Annotated in this window: 10 protein-coding genes; 3 read left to right on the plus strand and 7 right to left on the minus strand. The window is 61.2% G+C overall.

Annotated features, from left to right (window positions below; all coding sequences use genetic code 11):
• The 3 genes from QLG12_RS27255 to QLG12_RS27265 are packed head-to-tail and all read right to left on the minus strand — an operon-like array spanning nucleotide 1 to nucleotide 1,752.
• Nucleotides 1-261 carry a phosphopantetheine-binding protein gene (locus QLG12_RS27255; protein ID WP_007952344.1) on the minus strand — a complete coding sequence of 87 codons (261 nt, stop codon included), beginning with the start codon at nucleotides 259-261 and terminating at the stop codon, nucleotides 1-3.
• Nucleotides 242-1,051, minus strand: a complete 810-nt coding sequence (locus tag QLG12_RS27260) for a lysophospholipid acyltransferase family protein (RefSeq protein ID WP_197869283.1) — start codon at nucleotides 1,049-1,051, stop codon at nucleotides 242-244. The genes QLG12_RS27255 and QLG12_RS27260 overlap by 20 nt, the downstream gene beginning before the upstream one ends.
• Entirely contained in the window at nucleotides 1,027-1,752 is a 726-nt protein-coding gene (locus tag QLG12_RS27265; RefSeq protein WP_282475546.1) for a beta-ketoacyl synthase chain length factor, read from the minus strand. Before QLG12_RS27265 ends, QLG12_RS27260 begins: the two co-directional genes overlap by 25 nt.
• Nucleotides 1,753-2,121: 369 nt before the next feature.
• On the opposite strand from QLG12_RS27265, the gene QLG12_RS27270 reads away from it, so the two are divergent.
• Nucleotides 2,122-2,892, plus strand: coding sequence for a ParA family protein (locus QLG12_RS27270; protein WP_064382864.1), 771 nt, complete (start codon nucleotides 2,122-2,124; stop codon nucleotides 2,890-2,892).
• 7 nt (nucleotides 2,893-2,899) lie between these two features.
• Here the strand turns inward: QLG12_RS27270 and trxC are convergent, their stop codons facing one another.
• Nucleotides 2,900-3,334 (minus strand): thioredoxin TrxC, encoded by a 435-nt coding sequence (trxC, locus tag QLG12_RS27275; RefSeq protein ID WP_197869281.1) that lies wholly within the window; start codon nucleotides 3,332-3,334, stop codon nucleotides 2,900-2,902.
• Between the two features lie 235 nt (nucleotides 3,335-3,569).
• Here trxC and QLG12_RS27280 point away from each other — a divergent pair, with 235 nt between their 5' ends.
• Both QLG12_RS27280 and QLG12_RS27285 read left to right on the plus strand, forming a co-directional pair.
• Nucleotides 3,570-3,839 carry a PbsX family transcriptional regulator gene (locus QLG12_RS27280; protein ID WP_197869280.1) on the plus strand — a complete coding sequence of 90 codons (270 nt, stop codon included), beginning with the start codon at nucleotides 3,570-3,572 and terminating at the stop codon, nucleotides 3,837-3,839.
• A complete protein-coding gene (locus tag QLG12_RS27285) occupies nucleotides 3,839-4,201 on the plus strand; it encodes a type II toxin-antitoxin system PemK/MazF family toxin (RefSeq protein ID WP_197869279.1) in 363 nt (120 codons plus the stop codon). The genes QLG12_RS27280 and QLG12_RS27285 overlap by 1 nt, the downstream gene beginning before the upstream one ends.
• 6 nt (nucleotides 4,202-4,207) lie before the next feature.
• Here the strand turns inward: QLG12_RS27285 and selO are convergent, their stop codons facing one another.
• The 3 genes from selO to QLG12_RS27300 are packed head-to-tail and all read right to left on the minus strand — an operon-like array spanning nucleotide 4,208 to nucleotide 10,850.
• On the minus strand, nucleotides 4,208-5,671 hold the full coding sequence (selO, locus tag QLG12_RS27290) for a protein adenylyltransferase SelO (protein ID WP_282475547.1): 1,464 nt from the start codon (nucleotides 5,669-5,671) through the stop codon (nucleotides 4,208-4,210).
• 48 nt (nucleotides 5,672-5,719) lie between these two features.
• On the minus strand, nucleotides 5,720-9,073 hold the full coding sequence (mscK, locus tag QLG12_RS27295) for a mechanosensitive channel MscK (protein WP_197869277.1): 3,354 nt from the start codon (nucleotides 9,071-9,073) through the stop codon (nucleotides 5,720-5,722).
• A 34-nt stretch (nucleotides 9,074-9,107) separates the two neighbouring features.
• Complete coding sequence (locus tag QLG12_RS27300; protein WP_085685372.1) at nucleotides 9,108-10,850, minus strand: potassium/proton antiporter; 1,743 nt, start codon at nucleotides 10,848-10,850, stop codon at nucleotides 9,108-9,110.
• Nucleotides 10,851-11,055: the final 205 nt, after the last annotated feature.

Raw genomic sequence — 11,055 nt, forward strand, 5'->3', positions numbered from 1 at the left:
TCAAGCTGCCTGTTTTGCCGTGACGAACGCCGCAAGGCTCGCCACGTTGGAGAAATGGTTGCGGGTGTCCTTGGCGTCGGCGTCGATTTTGATGCCGTACTTTTTCTGGATCGCCAGGCCGAGTTCCAGGGCGTCGACGGAATCCAGGCCCAGGCCTTCGCCAAACAGCGTCTGGTCGTCGCCGATGTCCTCTGCGCTGATGTCTTCGAGCCCCAGGGCGTCGATGATCAGCTCTTTGATGTCACGGTTTAGATCGCTCATCTTCGGCGAGCTCCTTGATGAAGAATTGGTGCAAATAGTCGTTGAGCTTGCGCGAAGCCTGAGGCGCGGGGCCCTGCGCGGCGAAAGTCTGTGGGTCTATATCGGCCCCGACGCGAAAACTGAAGTGCACGCGGCGACTGGGAATGCGATACCAGGGCTCGGCCTTGGTCAGGGTGGTCGGACTGACCTTGATGACTACCGGGGTGACGATTTTCGCACCGCGCAGCGCGATGGCCGCTGCCCCCCGATGAAAGGCCGGCGCCTGGCCTGGCTGGGTGCGGGTGCCTTCGGGAAAAATGATCAGGGTCTGCCCGCCCTGCAACGCGCCAGCGGCAGCGTCGAGCATGTCCATGCTGCCGTCGTTGCTGATGTATTCGGTGCTGCGCAGCGGGCCGCGAGTGAAGGGGTTTTCCCACAGGCTTTTCTTCACCACACAGTTGGCTCCGCGCACCAGACCGATCAGGAACACCACGTCGATCAGCGACGGGTGGTTGGCGATGATCATCTGCCCCGGACGGCCGAGTCGTTCGGCGCCCTGGATGTCGTAGGTCAGCACGCCGGTACGGGCCATGAACCGGACGAAAAACCAGAACAGCCGACTGACGGTCTGGCGCGCCCGCTCGCGGTGCGCAATCGCGTCGCCCGGCAGGAAACCGAGCAATGGAAATACCAGCAGGCGCAGGCACAGACCACCGAGCCCGAACAGGGCGAAGCTGGTGGCAGTCGCCAGCAGACGCCAGTAATAGGCATCGCGATTTTTTCCTATCACGGGTTGCGTTGCCAGGTCCATACACGATTCTTCCAGGCATGTTGGCAATGGGATTGCTGATCGAGCAGGGTTCGCAGCAGATTCAGCGCATGAGGCCACTGCGTTTTTGACCGTGCTTCGGGGGCGCTGTTCAGGGTCAGCCGCCAGTCGGTACCGGGGGTGAGCAACAGCCCGACCGCATAGGGAAACGGCACGTCGTCGATCCACGTCGAATAGGCTTCGGGCGGTTGTTCCTCGGTGATCACCAGCAGCACTGCCGGGGCCCCTTCGTTCAACAATGTCGCCGCTTCGAGCAGGCCGTGCTCAAGGCCGTCGCCGGCCGCGGCGAGGGCGGTCATTTCGCTGGTTTCGCCGCGCATGATCGACCATAGGCCGATGATCGCGTTATGCACCGACAGGCTGAACTGGGTCGGCGACAGCGGCTGATCGTTGGCCAGATCGCTGAGAATTTCAAAGGTGCGCGGGGTTTCGCCATGTCGCGAGACGAATACCAGCGGCAGATTTTCCCGACCGTCGGCCAGCGGCCAGCCGACACTGAACGCCATCCGCGCCAGACGACTGAGACGCCGGCGCTGGATGGCCGGCAGAAACGAAACATCGGGTGCGGCATCGCTGCTTTCGAGCACGACCGGCTGTCGGCTCCAGGCCTGCCAGGCTTCCACACTGTCGAGCCCGGGAGCCCAGGCGCGCCATTGGGCGATGTTGAAGTTGATCACGGACATTTATCCCGCCCCTGCGGGCTGAGTTGACGCGGTTTCGCCAACGTCGCCGCTGAGCTGATTTAGCCTGAAATGGCATGGCGCGTGGCGCCGGGTGGCGCGCATTATCCCGGTGCGACGAGTGTGTAGCAAATGCTGGTTACATTTTGAACGACGAAATGAACCGAATGGTACGCGGCAAGAGCTGTCACTTGGCCATTATCCAGATTGTCGGGTGTTTGTCTGTCAGGCGAATCGGCGATCAACGGGTGTCTTTGCGCCGTATTCATTGGGAGATTGGCGCCTGACTTTGTAGTCCGCGTCCATCGAGGTAGCGAACCGGCACCGGGCACCACTACACTCGGTCATTCTTTGATACACGGAGGTTTTGTCATGCGGCGCGTGGTGTTCAATCAGAAAGGTGGCGTGGGCAAATCCAGCATTGCCTGCAATCTGGCGGCGGTGAGCGCCAGTGAGGGTTATCGCACGCTGTTGGTCGACCTCGATGCCCAGGCCAATTCCACTCAGTATCTGACCGGGCTCACGGGTGATGACATTCCGATGGGCATTGCCGATTTCTTCAAGCAGACCCTGTCATCCGGGCCGTTCTCGAAAAAGAACCAGGCGGATATCTACGAAACCCCGTTCGACAACCTCCACATCATTACCGCCACCGCCGAGCTGGCCGACTTGCAGCCCAAGCTTGAGGCCAAACACAAGATCAACAAGCTGCGAAAACTGCTCGACGAGTTGTCGGAAGATTACGACCGGATCTATCTGGATACGCCGCCGGCGCTGAATTTCTATGCCGTCTCGGCCCTGATTGCCGCCGATCGGGTACTGATTCCCTTCGACTGCGACAGTTTCTCGCGTCAGGCCCTGTACGGTCTGATCGCCGAGATCGACGAGTTGAAGGAAGACCACAACGAAGGCCTGGAAGTCGAAGGCATCGTGGTCAACCAGTTCCAGGCCCGGGCCAGCCTGCCGCAGCAGATCCTCGACGAACTGATCGCCGAGGGCCTGCCGGTGCTGCCGGTCTACCTCGCCAGTTCAGTGCGCATGCGCGAATCGCATCAGGCCAGCATGCCGCTGATCCACCTCGATCCACGGCACAAGCTGACGCAGCAGTTCGTCGAACTGCACAACCTGCTCGAAGACGCCTGAGGCCTCGTCAGATGCCCTGGCTGCGCAGCCAGGCCATCAACTGCGGCAACGGGAAGGCCCCGCTCTGACGGGCCACTTCCCGGCCGTTGCGCAACAGAATCAGGCTCGGAATCGAACGAATCCCCAATTGCGCCGACAACTGCTGATTGGCCTCGCTGTCCAGCTTGGCCAGCCGGCACTTGCCCGCCAGTTGCGCGGCCGCCTGCTCGAACACCGGCGCAAACGACTTGCACGGCCCGCACCAGTCCGCCCACACGTCCACCAGCAACGGCAGATCGCCCTTGATCTGGCTGGCGTAATCGCCTTGCTTGAGTTCAAACGGCTTGTTCAACAGCACCTCTGACTTGCAGCGCCCGCATTTCGGGTGGTCGTTGAGGCGCTCGGCGGGGATGCGGTTGAGGCCGTTGCAGGAGGGGCAGGGGATGAGGAGTGAGTCGGTCATGATAGGTCTCGATTGAGCAATTAATGTCACTGATCTGGTGTCGGGGGACTCATTTATCAATGTCTTGAATCGTCACAGTTTTCTGCCGGCCGCCTTTCGATTGATGTCTAGTCTGAAAGCAAATTCCTGTTTTAACGCTCGTCGTGAGGAGGTCGCGTTGACTGTATCTGCGTGCTACTTTTGTTGCACAACTCGAAAAATCGATGACTTTCATTTACCGGATCGGAGTGACTTCATGTCCGTAACTTCCAGAATTCGCCGTCAGGGGGGCGCTGCAGTCATAACGATTCCTCCAACGCTACTGAAGCTTTTGCATTTGGATGTGGGCGCTCAACTGGAGCTGAATGTGGTCGATGGTGAGCTGGTTGCCAGGCCCGTCGCCCCGGTTGCTCGCAAGCGTTACAGCTTGGCTGAACTGCTTGAAGGCGCCGAACATTTGCAAGAGCTGAATGCTCAAACTGCCGAAGCTCGTGAAGGTGAACCTGTTGGCAGGGAGTTGGGTTGATGGTGCGTCGGCAGGCCCCGCAACGGGGAGATGTTTACTGGATCGATCCCAATCCTGTGGCTGGGCGGGAGATGATGAACAGGCATCGTTTTGTTGTCATCACGCCTCGTGAAATCAATGCTCTGGGTGTCAGCATGACGGTCCCGGTCACAAGCGGTGGCAATTTCAGTCGGAGCTCGGGTTTGGCCGTGACCATTTCTGGTCACGAAACCAATGGTGTCGCCGTGTGTAATCAGGTTCGAAGTTTTGATATCGAACAGCGTGTTCGTGACGGTAACGCTAAATTCATTGAGCGGCTGGATGACGTAACGATTGCTGACATCGTCGCTCGAGTCATCAGCGCAATTGATCCTTTGGATTGAGGTTACTCACGACGAACAACTGATCTCCAAATGCTTGCCCCATTCCGGCGGCCGTTCCGCGTAACTCTCCATTCCAGGTTGTTCCTCGAATGGATTGCTCAGCACAGCGTGCAGCCGGCGCACTTCTGAATAGTCACCCTGCTCGGCAGCATCAATCGCCTTCTGCGCCAGGTAATTGCGCAGGATGTACAGCGGATTCACCGCATGCATCCGCGCGCGGCGTTGTTCCTGATCGGCCGCGCCATCGCGTGCGACGCGGGCGACATAGCGCTCGCCCCAGGCATCGAAACCCTTGATATCGACGAAGTCATCGCGCAGGCGAGCGACGGCCTGCTCGGCCGACTCTTCGCCCAGACGACGGAAGAACAGCGTGTAATCGACGCCGCTGTTCTGCATCAGTTGCAGCAGTTGCTCCAGCAGTTGCTGGTCGTTGTCTTCGGCGGTAGTGAAGCCGAAGCGGCGGCGCATCAGGTCGAGGTAATGGGCCTGGAACAGCGGCAGGTACAGGCCGAGGGTTTCGCGCAGGGCTTCAACGCTGATGAATGGCGTCAGGGCCTGGGCCAGGGCGCTGAGGTTCCACTGGCCGACCGGCACCTGATTGCTGAACGAGTAGCGGCCCTGATCGTCGGAGTGGTTGCAGATGAAGTTTGCGTCGAAATCGTCGAGGAAGGCGAACGGACCGAAGTCGAAGGTGATGCCGAGGATCGACATGTTGTCGGTGTTCATTACGCCGTGGCAGAAACCGTAGGCCTGCCACTTGGCGATCAGTTCGGCGTTGCGCTCGACGATCTCGCGGAACATCGCCAGATACGGTTCCGGCTGTTCCAGGCATTCGGGGTAATGCATCGCCAACACGTGTTCGCCGAGTTGCTTCTGCTGTTCGGGGCGCTTGGTGTAATAGAAATATTCGAAATGGCCGAAACGGATGTGGCTCGGCGCCAGGCGCAGCACCATCGCGGCGCGCTCCTGTTTCTCACGCCAGACGGGGGTGTCGGAGCCGATCACGCAGGCGGCGCGCGAAGACGGGATGTTCAGCGCATGCAGCGCCTCGGAAGCGAGAAACTCGCGGATCGACGAACGCAGCACCGCGCGGCCGTCGCCCATGCGCGAGAACGGCGTCTGCCCGGCGCCCTTGAGATGCAAGTCCCAGTGCTCGCCGGCCGCGTTGTACACCTCGCCCAGCAACAGCCCGCGACCGTCACCCAATTGTGGGGTGTAACCGCCGAACTGATGCCCGGAATAGACCATCGCCCGTGGCTCGGCATCGGGCCATAGCTTGTGGCCGCCGAACAATTCGGCAAATTCCTGGGTGTCGGCCACCGCCGGGTCGAGATCCAGCAGCGCGAGGGCCGCCGGGCTGGCCACCACCAGCCGCGGATTGTCGATCGGTTCGGGCAGCACGTGGGCCGAGAACGCGTCGCCCAGGCGGGCGAAGCGGTTGTCGAAGGTCAGTTCGTCGAGGGCTTTCAAGGGCCTGCTCCAGCAGAATGTCCGAGCATTCTGCTGGGATTAGCCGGGTTAGTCGAGTTTGGCCGGCGGCGGTTCCTGCAACGGTTTCTGGTCGTCGCCGACGGGCACGATGGTTTTGGTTTCCGGCTCGATCGGCACCATCTTGTATTCCTGGCCGTGGAGGTTCTTCAGGTAAACCTCCATCTGGCGGAACGAGATGTTGATGTGCTGCTTCTTGAACTCGCGGTTGATGAAGCGGTTGACCTCATCGAGCACCGGGTTGCGGTCGCCGAGATCGCGCACATGCATGCGCAATTCGTGGTCGAGGGTGCTTTCGCCGAAGTTGAGGAAGTACACGTGCGGCTCGGGCTCCTTGAGCACGCGCGGGTTTTCCCGTGCGGCCTTGAGCAGCAATTCCTTGACCAGATCCAGATCGGAACCGTAATCCACGCCGAGTTTCAGGGTCACCCGGGTGATGGTGTCGGTCAGCGACCAGTTGATCAGTTGCCCGGTGATGAACGTCTTGTTCGGGACAATGATGTCCTTGCGGTCGAAGTCGGTGATGGTCGTGGCGCGGATGCGGATCTTGCTTACCGTGCCCGACAGGTTGCCGATGGTGATGGTGTCGCCGATCCGCACCGGGCGCTCGAACAGGATCATGATGCCGGAGATGAAGTTCGCGAAGATCTCCTGCATACCGAAGCCGAGGCCGACCGACAGCGCCGCCACCAGCCATTGCAACTTGTCCCAGCTCACGCCGAGGGTCGACAGGGTCGAGACGAAACCGACCCCGGCGATCACGTACGACAGCAGCGTCGTGGTCGCGTAGGCACTGCCCTGGGCCAGATTGAGTTTCGATAGCACAAACACTTCAAGCAGGCCCGGCAAGTTGCGGGCGAGCGCAAAGGTGATGCCGATGATGATCAGCGCGCCGAGCATGTCGCCGATGCTGATCGGCACCATGCTCATGTTGGCGCCGGTGCCGCTGGTGTATTCGTAGAGGGTGATGTTGTCGAGGTACGAGAACACGGTGATCAGGTCGGCCCAGACCCAGTACAGCGCGGCGATGAAGCCGCCAAGCAGCGCCAGACGGATCAGACGCAGGGACTGTTCGTTGACCTTTTCGATGTCCAGGGTCGGTTCTTCGATCACCGCTTCGCCGTCGCCGGCTTCTTTCGCGGCCTGACGTTTGGCCAGGGCGCGCTGGTAAGCCAGGCGACGTGCCGCGACCGCGAGGCCACGGACGAAAGTGGCTTCGATCACCAGCCAGAACATCAGCAGGTACAGGGTGTTGATCAAGCGGTCGCTGAGTTTCAGCGCGGTGTAGTAGTAGCCGAAGCACACGGCGACGAACAGCGCGATGGGCAGCAGGGTGAACATCACGCCCACGGCTTTGCGGAACAGCGAGGCGTTTTCGTGGGTCGGGCTGCTGATCAGCAGACGGCTGAGCAGCCACGCCATCAGCGCATAGCAGGTCAGCACCACCGGCATGCCCAGTACATCGTCGGCCAGCGCCGCCGGTTGCAGTTCGGCAACCGCCACCACGGCCACCAATGCCATGACCACCAGTCCGAGGCGACGGACCCAGCCTTGCAGGAATTCGACCTGCGGCTTTTCCCAGCGGAAGTGCAGTTCAGCCACGCCGCCCGGCGCGAGGATCCGGTAAGCGGTGTAGAACACCAGCCACGCCTGGGCCATTTGCAGCAGCGCCGCGCCCATGTTCGCGTTCTGCCCGCGGGCATCGATCTGCAACGCCAGCCCGCACAGCGCCAGGCCCAGCGCGACTGGCATCGCCAGCAGAATATTGATCAGGATCGCCTGTGGCGTATGCCACTGGCTGTCACGCTTGAAGTGGCCGATGTCCTGGTGAACCTTGTTCAGGCGCGAATACAACTGCTTGCGCCGCCACAACAGCGCGCCGATCAGCAGCGCCAGCGGCAGGAACAACAGCGGTCGCTGGGTCAGGCCGTCGGTCAGTTCGCTGAGGCTCGAGGCCAGCGGCAAAGTGTCGATCTGACGCTTCAGACGCTCCGGCACGCCGCGCATCCATTCGGTGTCCAGCGGCTTGTTGCTCGGAATCCAGAACATCTGCTCGTCAAGGGTCGCGCGCAGGCTTTGCGCGGTGCTCAGCAGTTGTTTCTGGTTCAGTTGCAGGGTGATCGATTCGTTGAGCATCGCGCTCAGTTCGCGGCTCAGCCGTTCCAGCAGATCGACACGGGTGTTGGCCAGCTCCAGCAGACTCTTGCGCAGTTGTGGCGTGACTTGCTCCGGCGGCTGAGTGGACAGCAGGTTGTCGACGTAAGTCGCCGGATTGCTCAGCTGTTCGCGCTGTTGATTGATTTCGAACTGGTACAGGCGAATGTCGGCGATCTGGTCCGCCAGATCGCGGTCGACCTTGAGGCGCGGCAGCGCTTGCTTCTGTTTATAGAGAATTTTCGACAGCAGCAGGCTGCCCTTGAGCACGTTGATCTGCTCGTCGAGAGCCGAATCGCTCTGAGTCACGCTGTCCAGTTGCTGCTTGGTCTGCAGGTTCTGCTGGGTGAGTTCGTTGAGACGGTCAGTGCTTTTGAGCAGGTAATCGGAGAGCTTGAGGTTGGCCGCGCTTTCCGTGGCGAGCAGGGTGCTGCTGCCAGACTTTTGGGCCTCGATCGACTGCTGCGTCACGGTTTCCTGCGACAGGGTCAAGCGCTTCTGGTTGATCAGGGTTTGCAGTTCCTGGATCTCGCGATCCAGACGGTCGGACTTTTCCGAGAGCAGGTCATGCTGACTGTTGCCCAGATCCTGCAACTGGTTGTTGCCGGCCAGTTCCTGACGACGCAGCGGGATCAGCGCGTTCAAGGCGGCCAGTTCGGCGTTGAGCAGGTCGCGCTGCTCGGCGCTGACAGTCTTGCCGGCGTCCTTGCCGGTCTTGAGGATGTTATTGATCTGCTGGATGCGCGTCTGGCTGCTGGAAATCTCGGCCTGGGCACGTTCGGGACGGGTCTGGGCGGTGATGATCAGGCTGTTGGCGTCCGCCAGGGCCTTTTGCAGATCGCTTTGCTGGGTCGAGCGCTCGGTGAGCATCTGCTCCAGCTGCTGGATGTTTTCCTTGGGGAAGCGCTGCGCCACCGGCACCACGGCGCTGGCCTTGAGGCGGGTCAGTTCGCGCGAGTTCTCGATGGTCTGCTTTGGCGCGGTGGCCAGTTGCTGCTTGAGGTCGATCAGCTTCTGCTCGTAGTCACGCCGGTTATTGAGCTGGTTCAGCGTGTTTTGCAGGACCGTCTGCAGGGCCTTCTTGTCGGCCTCGGGCAGTTTGCTGTCGGTGAGCTTGTCCAGACTGGCCTGCACGGCGTCGCTGGACGGCGGTTCGGCGGCCTGCAGCGGGCCGACAGTGAGACTCAGGCCCAGCAGGGCCGCGACGAAAAAGGAGCGCAGGGTAGGCATAGAGACCGGTCAAGCAAGTGAGAGTGGACGCAGTTTAGAGGAAGAGCCCGGGGCCCGGGCGACTTCCTTCGGGGAATCTGACGCCCACTTTGCCGATCTTGTTCCCGTCCATGACCGCAACCGTCCAGTGGGTGTTGTTCCATTCCACCTGGTCGCCAACGATCGGTGCACCGCCGACTTTCTGGGCAATGAAGTGGCCCAGGGTCATGTCCGGATCGATGCCTTCGGCGGGCAGGCCGTACAGGGCGGCAACCGCTTTGAGCTGGGCGTCTCCTTCGAGTACGAAATCGCCGAAGAAGCGCAGATCGAGGCCGCGTTGCGGCGCCTGGCTGAACAGTTTTCCGAGGGCCGGCAGGTTGTGCTCATGGCCGATAACACACAGCAAATCATCGACTTCCAGCACCGTACTACCCGACGGATGGAGCAGTTGTTGACCGCGAAACAGGGCGGCGATACGGGTGCCTTCGGGCATTTTCAGTTCGCGCAGGGGTGAACCGATGCACCATTTTTCCGCGCCGAGCTTGTAGACGAACAGTTCCCACTCGCTGGTGACGTGCACTTCGAGGGCGGCGCGGGAAATCGGCGCCGGCTCCGGCGGTACCGTCACCTTGAGCAGCTTGGCGACCCACGGCAGGCTCGTGCCCTGCACCAGCAGCGACACCAGCACGATGAAGAAGGCGAGGTTGAAGTACAGCTGCGCATTCGGCAGCCCGGCCATCAGCGGGAACACCGCCAGAATGATCGGCACCGCGCCGCGCAGACCGACCCAGGAAATGAACGCCTTTTCGCGGCCATGGAAGGCCTTGAACGGCAGCAGCCCGACCAGCACCGACAGCGGCCGCGCGAACAGAATCATCCACAGCGCCAGACCCAGCGCCGGCACGGCGATCGGCAGCAAGTCATGCGGAGTGACCAGCAGGCCCAGCACCAGGAACATGCCGATCTGCGCCAGCCACGCCATGCCGTCGAGCATGTGCAGAATGCCATGACGGCTGCGCACCGGGCGGTTGCCGATCACCAGACCGCACAGGTACACGGCGAGGAAGCCGCTGCCGTGCAGGGCGTTGGTCAGGGCGAACACCACCAGCCCGCCGGCGATTACCAGGATCGGATAGAGGCCGGTGGCGAGGTTGATCCGGTTGACCAGTTGTAGCATCAGCCAGCCGCCACCCAGGCCGATCACGCCACCGATGCCGAACTCGCGGATCAGGTGGGTCAGCAGGCTCCAGTGCAGCCCGGTCTGGCCGCTGGCGAGCATGTCGATCAGGGTCACGGTGAGGAACACCGCCATCGGGTCGTTGCTGCCGGATTCGATTTCCAGGCTGGCGGTCACCCGCTCGTTCAGGCCCTTGCCGCCGAGCAGCGAGAACACCGCGGCGGCGTCCGTGGAACCGACGATGGCGCCGATCAGCAGGCCTTGGATCAGGTTGAGGTCAAACAGCCACGCGGCCGCCATGCCGGTGAGGCCGGTGGTGATAAGGACGCCGACCGTGGCCAGTGACAAGGCCGGCCACAAGGCCACGCGGAAACTGGACACCCGGGTGCGCAAGCCACCGTCGAGCAGGATCACTGCCAGCGCGAGGTTGCCGACCAGATAGGCCGTCGGGTAGTTATCGAAAATGATGCCGCCGCCATCGACCCCGGCCGTCATGCCGACCGCGAGGATGATCACCAGAATCGGGATGCCGAGACGGGAAGACAGGGAGCTGACGAGAATACTTGCGCCTACCAGCAACGCGCCGATCAAGAACAGGCTGTTGATGGTCGTCGCATTCAAAGGCAGTACTCCAGAAGCGGAAAGACGGGCACAAACTGACCATGCAGTCTGCGTGCCAGCGATTCTAACCTGTTGAAATGTGATGCTGTCAAAAAGGTTTTTCAGTGGGGGATTCGGGATTTGGTCTCGGCTTGCGATTGCTGCCCTCACTGTAGAGACCGGTACATCCTTTACACATTAGACCGGAGACATCGTTTACACCTTT

The sequence above is a fragment of the Pseudomonas sp. V88_4 genome (genome assembly GCF_029967985.1).
Lineage (GTDB): Bacteria > Pseudomonadota > Gammaproteobacteria > Pseudomonadales > Pseudomonadaceae > Aquipseudomonas > Aquipseudomonas glycinae.